Source organism: Xenorhabdus miraniensis, from assembly GCF_002632615.1.
The window spans coordinates 102,177-122,727 of the sequence record NZ_NITZ01000004.1 but is presented as its reverse complement, the minus strand read 5'-3'; the positions used below and the strand labels follow the sequence as shown (position 1 = coordinate 122,727).

Genomic DNA, 20,551 nt, shown 5'->3' with positions numbered 1-20,551 from the left:
CCTTGCGCAATATCACCATAAGTGGGCTACGAATATCATTATCTACTGTTCACGCCATGCGCTTTAATTTTTTCTGCTTCTTCAATAACCTGATCTGCCGTTTTCCCATTAAGGGATTGATAAAATCGCTGTTCTAACTTTTGGATATCTCCATATTTGATATTCCCGTTCTTGTTATCCTTGAACAAATCATCAAAGTCGATACTATTTATCATGGTAATATTTAATGAATCATCAAATTGTAATTTTTTATCTTCTGGTAAAGTATCTCTGATTTTCTCAATGGATATTTTTGCCGCTATTTCATTTGTTCCATCAATTTTGAGTTGATTATCACACCCCACCAATGCAACACCCAATAAACAAATTGCCAACAATTTTTTCATGCTCAACCCCACCTATTACCGATAGGGTAATAATAGCAGATGGTGAACAAATAAGTCGTTCTAATAAAAATTTTTATTATTAAATCAGAGATATTCATAATTTCATTATTGATTACCTTGCTGAATTAACGATAAATAAATTCCAATCAATGAGTATCCAGACACTGTTTTTATGTTATACCAGTGGGCTGTCTTTATTAACTCTTCATCATTGGCATCAAAAATTGGCGTCAAAATGAAGATGAATTATGACAAAAGGAGAAAAAATGCCTTCTATTCATAACGCTATAAAATATTTTCTATCTGCATTATTCATATCATTACCGTTATATGCTCAGGCAGAAAAAATTACAGTCAAAGATGTTGCTGGTCGCACAGTCACAGCCAATGCGCCTGTTGAACGAGCCATGCTGGCGGATAGCCGGGTACTTATCGCCCTAAATATTTTACATCCCTCAGAGCCACTTAAAGGCATTGTTGCGTGGGATAATGCACTGGAGAAAAAAGCGCCTGACCTTGCCACTGCCTACGAAAAGAAATTTCCTCAATTAAGGAACATTCCGGTCTTTCCTAACCCTTACACCAGTGATTTCAGTGTCGAAAAAGCCATGACTTATTCGCCAGATCTGGTTATTTTTGATATTGGCCTGAAATCCAAACTGGATAGCAGCAACACCATTAACTTATTAGAAAAAATGGGTATCCCTGTTATTTTCATCGATTTTCGCCAAAATCCCCTGTCTAATACAGTCCCCAGTATGAAACTACTAGGAAAAGTTTTTAAGCAGGAAGAGAATGCCAATAAATTCATTCAGTTTTACGAAAATCGCTTATCTATGATTAATGAGCGTATTGCGGCATTATCTCCAGAACAGCTCCCCGGCATTTTTATTGAGCGTCATGCCGGTATGTTAGGTGCTGAAGATTGCTGCAATACTTTTGCCACCAATAATTTCGGGGAGTTTGTTGCTGCCGCGGGTGGCGATAATATGGGCAGCAAGTGGTTTTCAGGCATGGGTGGAAAAATTAACGAGGAGCAATTGCTGACCAGCAATCCCGATTATTACCTGATGACCGTAGCAGATTGGGATACAGTGCACTCAAACAGCCAATCAGTTCCGTTGGGCTATACAGGAGATCTGGCAACAGCAGAGAAACGTTTTCAAAAATTGCTCTCGCGCTCCAAGCTGAAGGTTTTGAAATCGTATCGCGAAAAACGCGTCATGGCGATTTATCATCAATATTATGATACTCCATTTAATATTATCGCCGTAGAAGCCATTGCAAAATGGTTACACCCTAATCTCTTCAAGGACATCGATCCTCACGCTGACAATATTTATGTGCATAAAACATTCACAGCACTTGATGGCAGTGGCGTTTTCTGGGTAACAGCAAAATAATTTTCTTCCAAGATGATGCTGATTGTAACCTTTTACATTACATCATTACTCTTTGTGCTTATTATCTTGGGTGCTGTTGCCAAATATAATGGGTTTTCTATCATCCGACTAATTAAATATATCAAAGATGAATTGTGGTTAGTTTTGGAAACATCATCTTCTGAAACAGCATTACCCAGCTTGATGAAGAAAAAATTCATAACGTATTAAATGGCGAGGTAAATAAATCTGTAGAAATGGCATTAAATTCATCTTCAGAAAATAAATATAAATAATCCTACCTCAACAAATCATGCTAAAAGCCATCAAATAATCAGATGGCTTTTGTCTCTGTTCACACAAGAAAAACAAATTATAATTTCATATAGAATTTAATTAGAAAAATCATATAATTACAGTTGCTCATTTAAATAAATCAAATAATTAATATTTGAAACTGTAATTTTCACTTATTATCAGAAATATATTTAGGATATTTTATTAAATCAGGCCACCTTTTTTACTGACTTATCGTTTTAACAAGGAATTAAATTTTATATCTCTCATTTATTGACACGATCGTTTTATATTTCAATACAATTTTGTTAAAAATTAAGCGTTAGTCCTATAATAACTTAAAAACTTATGTTCTAGCATACAAAAAACCAAAGTACCCGGAGAAGATAATGAAAAAATTACATGATATTGCCAAAGAACTGTTACCCGCTAAATCTTATAAGATGTTGATTAACGGAGAATGGGTCGATAGTGTTTCAAAAAATACGCTAAAAAGTTATAACCCGGCAACCGGTGAGTTACTCACAGAATATGCTGCGGGTAACGCCGAAGATGTCGAGCTTGCCGTCAAAGCTGCCCGAAAAGCCCTGCCAGCATGGAGTAAAACCTCTGCCGCAGAAAGACAATCCATGTTGCTGAAAATCGCTGATCTACTGGAAGCGGAAGCGGAGCGTTTTATTACCCTTGAAACATTAGATGGTGGTAAGACTCAGGCGCTATGCCGTAATTTTGATATTCCTTTCTCCGTTGATCATTTCCGCTATTTTGCCGGCGTTATCCGTGCTCATTCTGATACCAGTGATATTATCGATAATGAGACCCTGAGCTTAGTGATCAGAGAACCTATTGGCGTAGTCGGGCAGATTATTCCATGGAATTTTCCATTATTAATGGCGGCTTGGAAACTCGCTCCGGCCCTTGCAGCCGGTAATACTATTGTTATCAACCCTGCCAGCCTGACCCCAATAACGCTACTTGAGCTGGGGCGCATAATGAATCAGGTTCTGCCAGCGGGCGTTGTCAATATCGTCACGGGGCGTGGTTCAATCGTCGGCCAGGCTATCCTTGACCATGAAGGCATTGACAAGGTAGCCTTTACCGGATCAACAGAAGTCGGTTACAACGTTGCCGCAGCAGCAGCGAAAAGACTGGTTCCAGCAACACTGGAATTAGGTGGTAAATCTGCCAATATCATCTTCCCTGATGCCAATATGAAAAAAGCAGTCAAACATGCTGCCTACGCAATTTTGTTGAATCAGGGACAAGCCTGTGAATCCGGTGCCCGCCTGTTCCTGCATAAAGATATTCACGATGAGTTCCTGAAATCGCTGAAAATGGTCTTTGAATCAGTCAAAGTGGGCGATCCGATGCTGGCAGAAACCGAGATGGGCAGTCAGGTCAGTGAAGAACAGATGAATACCATTTTGGGTTACATCGATCTTGCTAAACAGGAAGGGGCAACCGTTCTGACTGGCGGAAAGCGTATGACAGGTGAAGGATATGATGATGGATTCTTCATCCACCCCACTATTCTCACCAATGTCACCAATAAAATGCGGGTTGCTCAGGAAGAAATTTTTGGGCCGGTGCTGTGTGTCATTCCATTCAGCAATGAAGAAGAGGTCATCGAAATGGCCAATGATTCCGAATATGGTTTGGCGGGTGCCGTATGGACTCAGGACATTAACCGTGCTCTTCGCGTCGCCAAAGCGGTCAAGACAGGTCGTATGTGGATTAATACTTATCACGAACTGCCTGCTCATACACCTTTCGGCGGCTATAAGAAATCAGGGCTTGGGCGTGAAACTCACAAGATGATGTTGGATGCTTACACCGAAGTGAAAAACATCTATATCAGTACCAAAGAAGATTAAAATAATCGCCACCCTTACAGGTGGCGATTCTTATGATTTATTTAATTATTACAGCCAGAAGAACCAGGCAACCGCAGAAATAATGGCAATACACGCCACGTTTAGCACTATACCGACTCTGACCATTTCTGCCTGTTTGATATAGCCGGAGCCATAAACAATCGCGTTAGGTGGTGTTGCTACAGGCAGCATAAATGCACAGGATGCTCCGATACCAATGATCATGGTCAAAACCATGACCGGCATTCCCAGCGCTTCTGCAACTGTGGCAAAAATAGGCACAAGCAGCGCTGCACTCGCGGTGTTACTTGTGAATTCTGTCAGGAAAATAATAAACGCTGCAATCGCGATGATAATAACAAACCAGGGGCTTGTGCCAAAAGTTGCCGCCATGCTATTCGCCATCACTTCACTGGCACCGGAATTTTTCAAGACCGCACTCAGTGTCAGGCCACCACCGAACAGCATCAGCACGCCCCATTCAGTGTTGTTTTGAATCTGTGACCACGTTGATACCCCCGTGATACCAATCAGAATAGCGGCGCTGACCGCAATAACGGTATCCAGATCTTTTACGCCACCCAGTGCATCACTGATCAATGAACTGGAAATCCAGCACACGACGGTTAACAGGAAAATAACCATGGTAATCAAGCGGTTACTATTCCATTCCAACTGTTCCAATTTCAAATCAAATTTGTGGTTCAGATTTGGACGCAGCATGAAGTACATCACCCCAACCATGACAGGCAGTAGAATGATCACCATCGGCACACCGTATTTCATCCATGTAAAGAAATCCATGCCCAATTGCGCCGCTGCGATGGCATTTGGCGGGCTTCCTACTAAGGTACCCAAGCCACCAATACTGGCACTATATGCCACGCCTAACAGGACGAATACAAAAGTATTACGCTCAGAACGAACATCCAGATTAGCCAGAATACCGAGAATCAATGGCAGCATCATTGCGGCAGTCGCTGTATTGCTGATCCACATGGAAAGTAATGCAGTGATACCAAATATCAGCAATACCGCCACAGATAAACGCCCACGGGCAATCATCAACAGGCGGTTAGCGATCAATCTGTCCAGACCTTGGATATGTAACGCCGTTGCCAGTGCAAAGCCACCGAAGAACAAAAAGATAATCGGGTTTGCAAAAGATTCCAGTGCGTCACCGGTATTCATCAATCCCATTCCTACAGCCAGAATCGGAATACACAGTGCAGTAATCGTGACGTGAATAGCTTCGGTCAGCCATAACACACCAACAAATGCCATCAATGCCAAGCCTGCATTTGCTTTTTCGCCATAAGGCAAAAACTTAAGCAGCGCTATAAGCAAGATGATATCCAGCGCAAGAATAATTAAGCCTCTTTTATTTGAGAGAGTAGGCCCAATCGCTGGGGTTAAAGATTCAGAAGCGTCCATGAAGACTCCATAAAACAATGATACATGACTCTGTAATGTAAAAAGAATAATTGATGAATCATTGCCATAAATGTTAAAGAATTACATTACATGTGAAATAATAAGGAGTATCAACAAGGAAGAAAATACGAGTTGTGTGATTTTGGGATCTATTACGCGGGATTTGACTAATTATCGAGTAACCGTTCAAAAAATAGACTCAATTTCTGTTGTTATGTCACATTTTAGCGTTGTAATTGTATCGATAGCTATCAGGAAAAATAAAATTTTCTTTTGCTAAAAGGCGAAAGGGTTTAAACCCTTTCGCCTAAACATAAATAAAATTTATTTTTTACCGAAATCAGCCAGCAATTATGCCTGACCTTTTACTTCTCTCAGACCGTTGAAAGGTGCACGGTTACCCAATGCTTCTTCGATACGGATCAGCTGGTTGTATTTAGCAACACGGTCAGAACGGCTCATAGAACCAGTTTTGATTTGACCCGCGGCGGTACCTACTGCTAAATCAGCAATGGTTGCATCTTCAGTTTCACCAGAACGGTGAGAAATAACTGCGGTGTAACCTGCATCTTTTGCCATCTTGATTGCAGCCAGAGTTTCAGTCAAAGAACCAATCTGGTTGAATTTGATCAGGATGGAGTTTGCAATACCTTTTTCGATACCTTCTTTCAGGATCTTAGTGTTGGTTACAAACAGATCGTCACCAACCAATTGGATCTTGTCACCCATAACTTTAGTCTGGTAAGCAAAACCTTCCCAGTCAGATTCGTTCAGGCCATCTTCGATGGAAACGATTGGGTATTCTTTGGTTAAATCTTCCAGATAATGGGTAAATTCCTGAGAGGTGAAAGTCTTGCCTTCGCCTTTCAGTTCATAATTGCCAGTTTCTTCGTTATAGAATTCAGAAGCTGCGCAGTCCATAGCCAGAGTAATATCTTTACCCAGTACGTAACCTGCTTTTTCAACCGCTTCTTTGATTGCTGCCAGCGCTGCTGCGTTAGATTCCAGGTTAGGCGCATAACCTCCCTCATCACCTACCGCAGTGTTCATGCCTTTTGCTTTCAGCACTTTTGCCAGATTGTGGAACACTTCAGAACCCATACGCACAGCCTCTTTCAGAGTGCTTGCACCCACTGGCTGAATCATGAATTCTTGAATGTCTACGTTGTTGTCAGCATGCTCACCACCGTTGATGATATTCATCATTGGCAATGGCATAGAGAATTGACCCGGAGTGCCGTTCAGCTCAGCAATGTGCTCGTAAAGAGGCATACCTTTCGCTGCTGCCGCTGCTTTGGCGTTCGCGAGGGAAACGGCTAAAATCGCATTAGCACCGAAGTTAGATTTGTTTTCAGTACCATCCAACTCGATCATGATTTTATCGATGTTAGCCTGATCTTTCGCATCCTGACCAACCAGAGCCTGTGCAATTGGGCCGTTAACCGCAGCAATGGCTTTCAGTACACCTTTACCCATGAAGCGGGATTTATCGCCATCACGCAGTTCCAGTGCTTCGCGAGAACCCGTTGATGCGCCTGACGGAGCAGCAGACAGACCGACAAAGCCCCCTTCCAGATGCACTTCTGCTTCTACAGTTGGGTTACCACGGGAGTCGATGATTTCACGGCCAAGCACTTTAACGATTTTGGACATTAGGTTTTCCTCAGTACAAGTTAAATTCCGGGCAATAGATTGAAACTAAAAACAATTATCTTAAGAGTCATCAGCTTAAAACCAACCTATTGCCCCATATCTTATTTCAACTGGCCTTTCTGATATTTACCAGCAGCTTCAACAAAGCCAGCAAATAGCGGATGACCATCGCGAGGCGTTGAAGTGAATTCCGGGTGGAACTGGCATGCCACAAACCATGGATGCGCAGGGTTTTCAATGATTTCCACCAATTTGTTATCGACTGAACGGCCTGCAATACGCAAACCTGCATCTTCAATGCGTTTCAACAACAAATTGTTCACTTCATAACGATGGCGATGACGCTCAATGATGTCATCCTGGCCATACAGTTTACGCACCAGACTACCTTCAGTCAGATGGCACAACTGACCACCAACACGCATCGTTCCGCCGAGATCACTCTCTTCGCTACGTACTTCTACGTTGCCGTTCTCATCACGCCATTCGGTGATCAGGCCAACAACCGGTAACTTACATTCAGGCTCAAATTCAGTCGAGTTGGCCCCTGCCATTCCTGCAACGTTGCGAGAAAACTCAATCAGGGCAACCTGCATACCCAGACAAATGCCCAAGTACGGAACTTTGTTCTCACGGGCGTAACGGGCCGTCATGATCTTGCCTTCGATACCACGGCCACCGAAGCCGCCCGGTACCAGAATTGCATCCAGACCTTTCAGCACTTCAACACCACGGGTTTCGACGTCCTGTGAATCGATCAGCTTGATATTGACCGTCAGGCGATTTTTCAGCCCACCATGTTTCAGTGCTTCAATCACGGATTTATAAGCATCTGGCAGTTCAACGTATTTGCCCACCATCCCGATGGTAACTTCACCCGATGGGTTGGCTTCTTCGTAAATAACCTGTTCCCATTCGGACAGATCTGCTTCCGGGCGCTCGATGCTGAATCGTTTACAAATATAATCATCTAAGCCCTGAGATTTCAAGAGGCCTGGGATTTTATAAATGGAATCAACATCTTTTAAGGAGATAACCGCTTTCTCTGGTACGTTACAGAAAAGCGCAATTTTTGCACGCTCATTGGCGGGGATGATGCGATCTGAACGGCAGATCAGCACGTCCGGCTGAATACCAATAGACAGCAATTCTTTCACGGAATGCTGGGTTGGCTTAGTTTTCACTTCGCCCGCTGCGGCCATATAAGGCACCAGAGTCAAGTGCATGAACAGCGTATTTTCGCGGCCCACTTCTACCGCCATCTGACGAATGGCTTCGAGGAATGGCAGAGATTCGATATCACCGACAGTACCGCCGATTTCCACCAGCACAACATCATGGCCTTCTGCACCACGGATGATACGGTCTTTGATTTCATTGGTGATGTGAGGGATAACCTGAATGGTTGCGCCCAAATAATCGCCACGGCGTTCTTTGCGCAACACTTCAGAGTAGACACGGCCGGTCGTGAAGTTATTGCGGCGTGTCATTTTAGTTCGGATGAAACGTTCGTAATGACCTAAATCAAGATCAGTTTCAGCGCCGTCTTCGGTAACGAAAACTTCCCCGTGTTGGGTTGGACTCATTGTGCCTGGATCGACGTTGATGTACGGGTCCAGTTTCATAATGGTGACATTGAGTCCACGGGCTTCGAGTATAGCCGCCAAAGAGGCTGCGGCAATGCCTTTACCCAGAGAGGATACGACCCCGCCGGTCACAAAAATATAATTAGTTTTCATGCTGAACCTGAAAGTTTAGGTTTAAAAGGATGATGAATATAACAGGACGGGAAAGCAGTATACCCTAACCTTAATTTCGCTACAAACCATCTAAACAGGGTAAAGTGCCACTTAATCAGTAACACTGCAAAGCAACCGCACTGCTTTCTCTTTAAATTCATCAAGTTATTAGTGTGAAATTTTTTCACTTAATTCAGGTTATTCAGCTACGCATGCGACATCCTTTTCGCTATTTTTATGTCATTTTTTCTATCGCTGGCTTATAGCTGCTGATTTTTCACTTGCTGCCACATAGCATCCATCTCATCCAATGTAGCAGTTTCCAGTGTCAATCCTTTGTCCAGGATCAGTTTTTCGACATTGCGAAAACGATTTTCAAATTTCTGGCAGGCTTTTTGTAATGCCATCTCCGGCTTGTGACCTAAATGGCGGGATAAATTGACCACCGAAAACAGTAAATCTCCCAGTTCTTCTTCCAATCGGGTTTCATCAACAACGGCCTGCTGCACTTCAGCCATGACTTCGTCAATTTCTTCATAGACCTTATCCAACACAGGGCCAAGTGTATCCCAATCAAAACCAACCGAAGCACAGCGTTTCTGGATCTTATAGGCTTTCATCAGAGCCGGCAGACTGGCTGGAATATCATCCAGCACTGAATGCTGATCTTTCTCTGCCCTTTCTGCGGTCTTGCGCCGCTCCCAGCTTCCTATTGCCTCTTCGCTGCTGATCCCCGCTTGTTGATTGAAGATATGAGGATGGCGACGTTCCAGTTTGTTGCATACTGCCTCGCAGATATCGTCGAAATCAAATTGTTGTTGCTCCTGAGCCATTTGGGCATAAAACACAATGTGAAACAGCAAATCCCCCAGCTCTTCTTTCAGGGCATGAGTATCATTGCGTTCAATCGCATCGAGTACTTCATAAGTCTCTTCCAGCGTGTAAGGGGCAATCGTGGTTGAAGTTTGTATTTTGTCCCAGGGACAGCCATTCTGGGGATGGCGCAATTGCGCCATAATCCCTTTAAGCCGTTCGATGGGGATAGTTTTCATTTTATTCATATATAATCAATTACCGTGCAAACGTCTGGCTTCAATCACATCAGGCAATTGATTGAGTTTTGCCAATACCCGCCCAAGCACCTGTAGGTTATAAATCTCAATATTCATATCAATGGTAGCAAGCTGTTGCTTAACATCACTACGGCTGCTGACCCCCAGCACATTGACTTTTTCATTGGCGAGGATGGTTGTGATATCACGTAATAATCCACTGCGATCATTGGCAAGTACCCGCACCACAAGGGAGTAGCCACTGGAATAACTTTCGCCCCACACCGCATCAACGATCCGTTCTGGTGAACTGGCTTCCAATTCTGCCAGTTGATCACAATCAGCACGATGGATAGAAATACCACGCCCGCGAGTAATAAAACCAATGATCTCATCGCCGGGGATAGGCTGGCAGCAACGGGCAATGTGGTGCATTAAGTTACCAACGCCTTCAACAACAACCCGGCCATTATCTCTGGTTATATTACGTGGCGTATAGGTTTTGCTCTCCAGATTGCGAAGCGCCTCGCGATCCTCTTCTTCCGCTGTCGTTTTATTGAATCTGTTTTGCAGGAAATTCACCAATTGGTGGATACGGATATCACCGACACCAATGCCCGCCAGCACTTCTTCCAGTGAATGCACGTTGTAACGGGCAATCAGTTCCTTCTCTGCTTCTTTGACGGTGATACCCAAATGCGTCAACTCATTGTCCAACATTTGGCGACCGGCAATGATATTTTTGTCGCGATCTTGCTTGCGGAACCAGTTGTGAATTTTCGCACGACCACGGCTGGTCGTCACATAACCAAGGTTAGGGTTCAGCCAATCACGGCTTGGATTCGGGTGTTTCTGGGTAATGATTTCAATCTGATCACCCATCTGGAGCTGATAGCTGAAAGGTACGATGCGCCCGCCAATTTTTGCCCCAATGCAGCGATGCCCGACATCACTGTGAATATGATAGGCAAAATCCAACGGAGTAGAGCCGATTGGCAAGTCAATTACATCCCCTTTTGGCGTAAAGACATAAACGCGATCATCAAATACCTGACTGCGTACTTCATCCAGCATTTCGCCGGTATCCGCCATTTCTTCCTGCCATGCGATCAGCTTACGCAGCCACGCAATGCGGCTTTCATAACTGCCGGATTTACCCCCAATCGCAGTGCCTTCTTTGTATTTCCAATGCGCCGCAACTCCAAGCTCAGCATCGTCATGCATCTGGCGGGTGCGTATCTGGATTTCAAGGGTTTTACCCCCCGGCCCTAAAACGACAGTATGAATAGACTGATAACCGTTCGGTTTCGGGTTAGCGACGTAATCGTCAAATTCATCCGGCAAATGACGATAGTGAGTATGCACTATCCCCAACGCGGCATAGCAATCCTGTAGACGATCGACGACAATCCTCACGGCACGCACGTCAAACAGCTCATCAAAGGACAGGGATTTCTTCTGCATTTTGCGCCAAATGCTGTAGATATGTTTGGGACGCCCGTAAATTTCGCCGCTTATTCCTTCTTTCAACATATACTTACGCAGCATCGTAATGAATTTCTCGATATATTGTTCACGATCGATTCGACGCTCATGCAGCAGCTTGGCTATTTTCTTATATTCATCAGGATGCAGATAACGGAAGCAGAAATCCTCCAATTCCCATTTTAGCTGCCCAATCCCCAGCCGGTTAGCCAGAGGAGCATAGATATTGGAACACTCTTTGGCCGCCAGAACCCGCTCATCTTCGCTGGCATCCTTCACTTCCCGCAAATGGGCAATTCGTTCAGCCAGTTTGATAATGACACAGCGAAAATCTTCCACCATCGCCAGCAACATCCGGCGAACATTATCAACCTGTGCTGAACAGGTAGAGTCAGTATGCGTGGCTTTCAGTTGGCGAATGGCATCCATTTCCAGAACACCATGCACCAGATTCGTAATGGCCTTGCCAAAAGTTTCTGTCACTGTTTCGCTATCGAGTAGCCTGGCATTAAGGATGGGAAAGAGCAGCGCAGCGCGCATACTGTCATTATCCATGCTCAATGTGGACAGGATCTCCACCATTTCCACACCACGCCACAGTAACAGCTCCGCATCGGGGTGATCCTGAACTTTTGCGTGACAGTAATGCCATGTTTCTGCCAGTTTTTCACTGGATTGGGGGTTAGTGATGTTTAAACTCGCGATCCACTTATCAACAGCAAACTCACCTGCCGGTGTGAGATGCGCACTTCTTACCGCAACCATAATTTCTCCCTACTCGATAGTCATTGACTCACGGCTGAACAGTGCCATGGATTCCAGATGACCGGTGTGCGGAAACATATCCAGCATCCGCACACTGACAAGATGATAACCAGCTTCCAGCAGAATTTTGCTGTCCCGTGCCAGTGTTGTGGGGTTACAGGAAACGTAAACCACTTTCTCTGGAGCCAGTTTTACGATATGTGTCATAACACCCGCTGCACCTGCGCGGGCGGGATCCAGCAGCACTTTATTGAACCCTTGCACGGCCCAAGGCTGATGCTGAATATCCGATTCCAGATTTTCATGAAAAAAATCGACGTTATTAAGTTCATTGAGCTGAGCGTTATACTGCCCACTCGCCACCAGCGCAGCAACTCCTTCCACGCCAACTGCTGCCTGTACTTTAGTGGCAATCGGCAGGGTAAAGTTCCCCATGCCACAAAACAGATCCAGTACCCTGTCTGTTGGCTGCAAATCCAGCCATGCCAACGCCTGTGATACCATTTGTTGGTTAACTTCATCATTAACCTGAATAAAATCCCGCGGGCTGAACACCAGTTTTAATCCAGCTACCTGATACCACGGCTCAGATTGTGCATCTATCAAAGGGGCTTCCATCAAGGGTTCAAGGGATTTTTCATCGCCCGCCAGATAAACGGCCACATGATATTGCACAGAAAAAGTGCACAATATTTCCCTATCTTCGTGCTTCAAGGGATCAAGATGACGTAATACGATGAGCGGGCCATTATCTGCCAACACCAGTTCAACGTGTCCCAACCGTTTAACGGCATTCAGGCTGTTTAAGCACTGAGACAAAGGCAGCAATAATCGTTCCAGTTCAGGGCGCATAACAGGGCAGTGTTTGATATTGACCAGGTCGTTGGTTTGGCTCTGCCGGAATCCCATTAACAATGTACGCTGCTTAGCGTGATATTGCAGGCCAAGACGGGCACGGCGCCGATAGCCATATTCCGGACTGTGAATAATGGGTTGCGCACTGATATTAATCCCTGTTTCCCGCTGAATCAGGTGTTCCAACACACTGGCCTTGGTATTAACTTGTAGTTCAGAGGCAACGTGTTGCTGCTGGCATCCGCCACATACTTTAAAATGCGGGCAGCGAGGCGTTACGCGATATGGACTGTCTGACAGACGCTTGACCACTTTGGCTTTGGCAAACTGGCGTTTTTCCTCGGTCAGTTGGATTTGTGCCTGCTCACCCGGCAATAATCCCGGAATAAAGATAGTTTTTCCCTGATGGCGGGCAATTCCTTGCCCTTGGGCATCAAGATTATCTGCGGTAACGGAAATAATGCCTCGGTTTACGGAACGACGATTTGGGGAGTAAAATTGCACCATGATTCTGACTGACTTTGAAAAATTGAGTTCTGATTTTCCCACAATGGACGCCTATGACCAAATATAGCCTACGCACCCGTATGATGAGCCTGATATTGGTTCCTGTTCTACTGGTCGGAACGCTTGTGAGTATATCATTTATCTCATACCGCTATTACGAGTTGAAGAGCCTGATAGTCCGCAGTGGGATCAGTATTATTGAACCGTTATCTATTGCCAGCGAAGTTGGCATCAATTTGGATAATCGCCAGCGAGTCAAGTCATTGATAAATAGCCTGCATCGCCGGAACTCGGAAATTGTGCGAGCGATTGCAATTTTTGATGAGCACCATAAATTATTTGATATTTCGAATAACAAATATGATGTCAATCTTCTGAGAGTCGCTCCCGATGCCCCGATTCCAACCACTTTGTCCAAGACGGAATACGGCAATAGTATCATTTTGAAGATGCCGATTATCTCAGAAACGCCCTCTTCTCATCAGTGGCATAACGCTGCCAATGATACGTCTGCCAACGATACGTTGCCCATTGGCTATATTGCGATTGATTTAGATTTACGCGCCGCTCAGCTTCAACAGTACAAGGAAATTGCGACCTCAATCATTCTGTTAATTCTGTGTCTGGGAGGCACAGCCCTATTTGCCCATGTTCTGGTGCGTAAAGTGACACAACCATTAAACTGCATGGTCCAAGCGGTAGATCGCATTCGGCAGGGACAATTAAACAGCCGTGTCACTGGCGCTATGCCGGGAGAATTGGCCGCACTCCAGAATGGCATCAATACCGTAGCGGAATCGCTTTCGAAGTACAGGGACGAAATGCAGCTCCACATTGATCAGGCCACTTCCGATCTGCAAATTACGATGGAGCAGTTAGAAATCCAGAATGTTGAACTGACCATCGCTAAAAAACGGGCACAGGAAGCGGTCAGGATCAAAACGGAATTTCTGGCTAATATGTCCCATGAATTGCGTACTCCCCTTAATGGCGTTATTGGCTTTACCCGCCAGATGTTGAAAACGCCCATTACCGCCCAACAAATGGAGTATCTCTATGTCATTGATCGTTCAGCCAACAACCTACTGAAAATCATCAATGACATTCTGGATTTCTCACGTCTGGAATCCAACAAGCTGGTGCTGGATCAAGTGCCTTTCCTGCTGCGAGATACCGTCAATGAAGTGATTGAGCTACTGACTCCCGCTGCCAGTGATAAAAACCTGCCACTGCATCATCATATTGATGAGAATTTACCTAACCTGATGATCGGTGATCCCATTCGCTTACAGCAAATACTCACTAACCTCATTGGCAATGCGATTAAATTCACGGACAAAGGCAGTGTGACGCTGGATATTAAATTACGCCAGCAGCAACATCATCTCGTACAAATTGACTTTGTCGTGACTGATACCGGTATCGGCATTAAACCTGAATATCGTCCGATTTTGTTTCAGGCCTTCAATCAGGCCGATGCCAGCATTACCCGCCATTACGGAGGAACAGGATTGGGTTTAAGTATCACCAAAAGACTGGTGAATGAAATGAAAGGGGAAATTGATTTCACCAGTGAAATCGCCAAAGGTACCGTGTTCTATTTTGATATCTGGTTGGAAAAGGAAGAATTCTTATTCGGTTCATTACCTGAGCTTCTGCCCGTTTCTCCCGTCGTACCGCGTTTAGCCATGACGGTGATGGCGGTGGATGATAATCCTGCTAACCTGAAATTGATTGGTGCTCTGTTGAGTGAGCAAGTTGAAAATACTTTACTGTGCCGCAATGGCATAGAAGCATTGGAAACAGCGGAAAAACATCCGCTGGATCTTATTTTGATGGATATCCAGATGGCAGATCTGGATGGGATTCAAACCTCTGAACTGATCCATCAATTGCCTCTGCATAAAGAGACACCGATTGTGGCCGTGACAGCTTTTGCCTGCCATGAAGCAAACAGTGCACCGTTTATTGATTATCTTTCCAAGCCCTTGGACGAAAATCGCCTGAAAAAATTACTGAATCAATTCAATAACCAGAAATGCGATCACCAAAAGTACGGGCAACAGAAAAAACCACCAGCTATTGATTGGATTATGGCGTTGCAGCAAACCGCCGGCAAGGAATCACTGGCACGAGAGATGCTGGAAATGCTGGTGCAATCATTACCAAACATGAAGAACATGATAGAACACGCTTTAACCACAGATGGAGAGGCAACCCGCAAACACTTTCAGCATCATGTCCATCAATTACACGGAAGTTGCTGCTATAACGGTGTGCCTAAACTGAAAGCGATTTGCGAATTCGTCGAAAAACAACTACAGCAAGATATTGCGCTTGCCGATCTGGAACCCGAGTTACTGGAGTTTATGGATGAGATCGAGCATGTTATTTCAGCCGCGCCCGCTATATTCGAGACAACTGTACTCAGGGAAACGCATACCGTTATTTCGTTACCATAAATTTACGGTATTCTTCATAAGCGTAATGATCCGTCATGCCACTGATATAGTCCTGAATCAGACGCGCCCGATAATAAAATTCGAGGACATCTTTTTCTGCTTCATCAGTGGCAACAATATGTTCTACCGCTTCACCATAAGCCAGACGATGTTTAGTCGAAAGTTTATGCAGCAGGCGAGTTTCAATAAAATATTTTTTATGGAAATTATTCTGATTCAGTTCTATGAAATCCTGTCGGGACAGCTCCAACAAGGGGCTATACACATCCAGTAATCCATTAATAATCCGGTAGCCCTGTAATTCTAATTCTTCGACTTCAGGATGATTGAAGACGTGTTTGCGCGTGACATTTTTTAAGGTTTTCAGTAAACGATGCTCATCCCCATTCCCTTCCAGCAGGGCGTGGTTAAATGTGCCCGCGTAAATTTCCGGCAGGTGTTCGATAAATAGCCTGGCAGTGTAAGGAACCAGTTTTCCCGTAATAAATACCCGCAAATACATAAAAAATTGTTCATGGATATTACGGCGAACTTCATTGTTGGTTGTTTTCTTATAGGCTTGTATTACAGTAGATTCAAATAAATCCCCTTTTCTGTGCCCGCCATTTTCTTCCCACTCTTTTTTCAGGTATTCCACTAACTGGTCAACATTAAAAATGCCTTTTTCGACGGCATCATCCAAATCCGCAATGCAGTACGAAATATCATCAGCAGCTTCCATAATGTATGTCAGCGGAAAACGGCAGAAATCGCCCATTTGCAGCTCTTTTCTCAACTCACGGATAAAACTGTCTTCTGACCAGTAATAGCCTTTTTTCTTCATCAGGTAGCTGAATTCAGCAGGAGATTCCTCCAGACGATAAGCCGGGCAGGTATATTTCAAGATACAGCCAATTTGGGCATAAGTGAGATTCAACCTAAGCAGATTATGCGCCAGACGAATAGCTTGAGCATTACCTTCAAACTGGCATAAATCTTTACGCAATTGCCGACGGAACAGATCTTTCTTTTCTTCACCGCTCAAACGCAATGCTGCAACTTTGCAGTTATCCTGACGATTTTCCATTTTTGGTGAATAATCCGGGTCCAATCGGCGGGAAAACCAATCTTTAATCGCCGCTTCGCCAAAATGTCCGAATGGCGGATTCCCAATATCGTGCATCAGGCAAGCCATTTCAACCAGGCTTTCAAAAGCAAGTAAGCGATCACTTAGCCCATATTTTTTCAGTAAGTCTTGCTTTGTCAGCTCGGCAATAATTGTTTTTGAGATATAGCGCCCTATTTGCTGAACTTCAAGCGAATGAGTCAATCGACTGCGTACAGCCGCATTGCGCTCAAGCGGGAATACCTGCGTTTTTTGCTGTAATCGCCGAATGGCGGCTGAGTTGATGATCCGACCGCGATCACTTTCAAATTGGCGAGTGACTTGATCTTCATCATCGGGATGAATGGAAGATTTACTGAACTTACGTTGGTAATTCAACTTCTGTTTGAAATCAATCTTAGACATTAACCCTCCCATACCGAATGAAACGATTATTTAAAATTGGAATCTCCGGTAAATAGCTATTCAGTGATACACTTGCCGATTAAATCGGCCTTTTAATATAGACCAATCCATTAATAACAAGTGAGTATGACACAATGAAAGTAGGCGTAATAGGCGCAATGGAACAAGAAGTGACTTTATTGCGTGACCAGATTGAAGGTCTGCAAACACTGTCACGAGCTGGGTGTGAAATCTATACCGGCAAGTTAAACGGCGTTGATATCGCCTTGCTGAAATCCGGTATTGGTAAAGTTTCTGCCGCACTGGGAACGACTTTATTGATTGAACATTGCCAGCCGGATATCGTGATTAACACAGGCTCTGCCGGTGGCCTTGATCCCAAATTAAAAGTGGGTGATATCGTCGTTTCCGAAGAAGTGCGCTATCACGATGCAGATGTTACCGCTTTTGGTTATGAACCGGGCCAAATGGCGCAATGCCCGCCTGCTTTTGTTGCTGACGAATCATTAATCACTCTGGCAGAAAAATGTATTCAATCCCTCGATCTGAATGCAGTTCGCGGTTTGGTTTGCAGTGGAGATGCTTTTATCAATGGTTCTGAACCATTAGCCCGCATTCGAGCCACTTTCCCGAAAGTTGCTGCGGTTGAGATGGAAGCAGCGGCTATTGGTCATGTTTGCCATCAATACAATATACCATTTGTTGTCGTTCGCGCTATTTCTGACGTTGCCGATCAAGAATCCCATATCAGCTTTGATGAATTTTTAGTTGTCGCTGCGCGTGAATCTACACGGATGGTCAACGCCATGTTAACTGAATTCAGCAAACAATAATCCATCATTTAAAGTGGAGCATAAATAATGAAAATGGCCTCTCATCGATTTACTCAGATGGCATGCTCATTCCTTCTATATAGTTTTTTATATAGCTTTTTATGTGTTTTCAGTGCTCCACTTTATGCAGCGGCTTCCCGTGTCATTAGTCTTGCACCGTCAACAACAGAACTGGCATATGCCGCGGGACTCGGCGATCAACTTGTCGCAGTTAGTGCTTACTCAGATTATCCAGAAGCCGCCAAAAAACTGGAGCAGATTGCTGATTGGCAAGGAATTAATGTAGAACGCATCATCGCCCTGAAACCCGATCTCATTCTGGCATGGCGTGGAGGCAATCCTCAACGGCCTCTGGAGCAACTTGCTGCTTTAGGCATTCCGATTTTTTATTCTGATGTGAAAAAAGTAGAAGATGTTGCAACTGATCTGGAACGACTTGCTGCCTATAGCCCACATCCCGACATTGCCCAAAAATCGGCTGCGGATATTCGCCAAAAGTTCAACCAATTAAAGCAAGATTACGCCAGCCCAAATCCTAAGCCGGTGTTTTTACAATTTGGCACGAATCCGATTTTTACCTCATCTGCTCACACCATCCAAAGCGAAATCGTTTCCGTATGCGGCGGCAGAAATATTTTTGCTGACAGCCCTGTTTCGTGGCCACAGGTTAATCGTGAGCAAGTACTTACCCGCAAACCGGAAGTGATTGTTATGGGTGGAACGGAAGAGCAGAAACAGCGGATTGCGGATTTTTGGCAGCCGCAATTAAATATTAAAATTATCACACTGAATGATGACTGGTTTAGTCGTTCGGGGCCGAGGGTTATTTTGGCAACAGAACAACTTTGTAAGCAACTAAATTAATCTGATTAAAAATATAATTGATCAGATAAATTCTTCGATAATTCCTTACAAAATAGCCTCCAAACAGGAGGCTAATGATTGCAGGAATTAGCAATATCTCAATCAAATACTGAAAGAAGAGCCACAACCGCAAGTCGTTTTTGCATTCGGGTTGGTGACAACAAACCGGGAACCTTCCAGCCCTTCCGTATAATCCACACAACCGCCTACCAGATATTGCAGACTCATTGGGTCAATAACCAGTTCAACCCCTTGTTTCTGAATGGTGAGATCACCCTCGTTAATTTGGTCATCGAAAGTGAAACCATACTGGAAACCGCTGCAACCACCACCTGTAATATAGACCCGCAGACGCAGGTTCGGGTTATCTTCATCAGCAACCAGCACCTTCACTTTGTTGGCTGCGGCATCAGTAAACTGCAAAGGCAGTGCAGTATCATCGCTCATATTTTTGCTCCAGTCCGGTTTTCCGGTAAAAATTCTCGGAAAGTCGTTTTATGCTTTCTGATTAGTTAACGGCGATTATCCAATACCTGACTGATTCGTTCAAGTTTTGCCACATGAACATAACAACTCAAATCATGTCGTTCTTCATTGCCAGTGGGTCGAGAATAGATGCTTGGCAAAAAAAATCCCATAAGTAAAGACCACTCATAAAGAGTGATCTGCGAGAAGTGAATTTTGGCTGATAACAATCAGGCGGTGTGTATGGACATCCTTGTCATTTCTCCAACAAAATTCATCCCATCTGTCATAGAATTCTGTCATAGAGGAAATGAGCGTCAGAGGAGGGCAATTCATTTCGCCATCATCAGAAGTGCCATCAGAAGCGTATATTCGGTAGCCTTTGACCATTGCCCAGTCGATCATTTTTTCCCAAAAGCGTTTACCGTCTTGTGTTTGTGCTTCATCGGTTACGACAATACTGTACTTGCTCAATAAATACTTAAAAAAATCTCTTGGCAAATTACCGATAGCATTTTGATGTTTCATACGAGGTGTACGCCACAACGCAATTTGAGTACAAGTTTCCCTTTCTAACACTATGTCCTTGCGAAAATTTAACTTAACAAAATAAACAGTTTCAGAATTATCGCTAATAGTCACCATGCGGTATTCATGTTCCTTGAGGGATTTTACTAAACGATATCCATAAGGAACATCAAAGTTTGGTAATTCAAAATCTTTTACTCCTTTTTGTAAAAAAGCCTTTGTGTGCTCTTCGTTTTTTTTAGGATGACGTAATTTATAGTTAAATCCTGTATCGGGGATCAAATATGGCATAGAGTGATTTTTCGCTTCATCAATCAACATGTACTTGCCCTCCGAAAGATAGGACAATCCTTTGATACTTATAAAATTATCACCATTATAATACAGTCTTTGCACTGATTGGATAAATTATCATCACTATAATACAACTTTGGCACCAATTGCTCAAATTGCATGCAAT

Annotated in this window: 15 protein-coding genes and 1 pseudogene; 6 read left to right on the top strand and 10 right to left on the bottom strand. The window is 44.1% G+C overall.

Annotated elements, in window-relative coordinates; all coding sequences use genetic code 11:
- Positions 1–38: 38 nt before the first annotated feature.
- Positions 39–386 carry a DUF6694 family lipoprotein gene (locus tag Xmir_RS05625; RefSeq protein WP_099113427.1) on the bottom strand — a complete coding sequence of 116 codons (348 nt, stop codon included), beginning with the start codon at positions 384–386 and terminating at the stop codon, positions 39–41.
- A gap of 266 nt (positions 387–652) precedes the next feature.
- On the opposite strand from Xmir_RS05625, the gene Xmir_RS05620 reads away from it, so the two are divergent.
- The 3 genes and pseudogenes from Xmir_RS05620 to Xmir_RS05610 all read left to right on the top strand — a co-directional run bounded on the left by Xmir_RS05620 (position 653) and on the right by Xmir_RS05610 (position 3,939).
- Positions 653–1,789, top strand: a complete 1,137-nt coding sequence (locus Xmir_RS05620; RefSeq protein ID WP_099113426.1) for an ABC transporter substrate-binding protein — start codon at positions 653–655, stop codon at positions 1,787–1,789.
- Positions 1,790–1,801: 12 nt separating this feature from the next.
- A pseudogene (locus Xmir_RS05615) lies at positions 1,802–1,981 on the top strand (cation:dicarboxylate symporter family transporter); the annotation flags it as partial.
- Positions 1,982–2,454: 473 nt separating this feature from the next.
- Positions 2,455–3,939 (top strand): aldehyde dehydrogenase family protein, encoded by a 1,485-nt coding sequence (locus Xmir_RS05610; protein ID WP_099113425.1) that lies wholly within the window; start codon positions 2,455–2,457, stop codon positions 3,937–3,939.
- Between the two features lie 48 nt (positions 3,940–3,987).
- On the opposite strand, the gene Xmir_RS05605 is transcribed toward Xmir_RS05610, so the two are convergent.
- The 6 genes from Xmir_RS05605 to rlmD all read right to left on the bottom strand — a co-directional run bounded on the left by Xmir_RS05605 (position 3,988) and on the right by rlmD (position 13,429).
- Positions 3,988–5,373 carry an SLC13 family permease gene (locus Xmir_RS05605; protein WP_099113424.1) on the bottom strand — a complete coding sequence of 462 codons (1,386 nt, stop codon included), beginning with the start codon at positions 5,371–5,373 and terminating at the stop codon, positions 3,988–3,990.
- Positions 5,374–5,724: 351 nt separating this feature from the next.
- On the bottom strand, positions 5,725–7,026 hold the full coding sequence (eno, locus tag Xmir_RS05600) for a phosphopyruvate hydratase (RefSeq protein ID WP_099113423.1): 1,302 nt from the start codon (positions 7,024–7,026) through the stop codon (positions 5,725–5,727).
- Positions 7,027–7,127: 101 nt separating this feature from the next.
- The gene (pyrG, locus tag Xmir_RS05595) at positions 7,128–8,765 is read right to left on the bottom strand and encodes a glutamine hydrolyzing CTP synthase (RefSeq protein WP_099113422.1); all 1,638 of its coding nucleotides are present in this window, start codon (positions 8,763–8,765) and stop codon (positions 7,128–7,130) included.
- Positions 8,766–9,025: 260 nt separating this feature from the next.
- Entirely contained in the window at positions 9,026–9,826 is an 801-nt protein-coding gene (mazG, locus tag Xmir_RS05590; protein WP_099113421.1) for a nucleoside triphosphate pyrophosphohydrolase, read from the bottom strand.
- Between the two features lie 6 nt (positions 9,827–9,832).
- Positions 9,833–12,067: a GTP diphosphokinase gene (relA, locus tag Xmir_RS05585; protein ID WP_099113420.1), complete on the bottom strand. Its 2,235-nt coding sequence runs from the start codon at positions 12,065–12,067 to the stop codon at positions 9,833–9,835.
- A gap of 9 nt (positions 12,068–12,076) precedes the next feature.
- Positions 12,077–13,429, bottom strand: coding sequence for a 23S rRNA (uracil(1939)-C(5))-methyltransferase RlmD (gene rlmD, locus Xmir_RS05580; protein WP_099113552.1), 1,353 nt, complete (start codon positions 13,427–13,429; stop codon positions 12,077–12,079).
- Positions 13,430–13,482: 53 nt separating this feature from the next.
- On the opposite strand from rlmD, the gene Xmir_RS05575 reads away from it, so the two are divergent.
- Entirely contained in the window at positions 13,483–15,891 is a 2,409-nt protein-coding gene (locus Xmir_RS05575) for an ATP-binding protein (RefSeq protein WP_099113419.1), read from the top strand.
- On the opposite strand, the gene dgt is transcribed toward Xmir_RS05575, so the two are convergent.
- Complete coding sequence (dgt, locus tag Xmir_RS05570) at positions 15,875–17,401, bottom strand: dGTPase (protein WP_099113418.1); 1,527 nt, start codon at positions 17,399–17,401, stop codon at positions 15,875–15,877. The genes Xmir_RS05575 and dgt overlap by 17 nt on opposite strands.
- A gap of 134 nt (positions 17,402–17,535) precedes the next feature.
- Here dgt and mtnN point away from each other — a divergent pair, with 134 nt between their 5' ends.
- Complete coding sequence (gene mtnN / locus Xmir_RS05565) at positions 17,536–18,234, top strand: 5'-methylthioadenosine/S-adenosylhomocysteine nucleosidase (RefSeq protein ID WP_099113417.1); 699 nt, start codon at positions 17,536–17,538, stop codon at positions 18,232–18,234.
- A gap of 27 nt (positions 18,235–18,261) precedes the next feature.
- Positions 18,262–19,098, top strand: coding sequence for a vitamin B12 ABC transporter substrate-binding protein BtuF (gene btuF / locus Xmir_RS05560; protein WP_422646036.1), 837 nt, complete (start codon positions 18,262–18,264; stop codon positions 19,096–19,098).
- A 102-nt stretch (positions 19,099–19,200) separates the two neighbouring features.
- Here the strand turns inward: btuF and erpA are convergent, their stop codons facing one another.
- Both erpA and Xmir_RS05550 read right to left on the bottom strand, forming a co-directional pair.
- Positions 19,201–19,545, bottom strand: a complete 345-nt coding sequence (gene erpA / locus Xmir_RS05555) for an iron-sulfur cluster insertion protein ErpA (RefSeq protein ID WP_099113416.1) — start codon at positions 19,543–19,545, stop codon at positions 19,201–19,203.
- Positions 19,546–19,749: 204 nt separating this feature from the next.
- Positions 19,750–20,412 (bottom strand): hypothetical protein, encoded by a 663-nt coding sequence (locus tag Xmir_RS05550; protein WP_099113415.1) that lies wholly within the window; start codon positions 20,410–20,412, stop codon positions 19,750–19,752.
- Positions 20,413–20,551 lie beyond the last annotated feature (139 nt).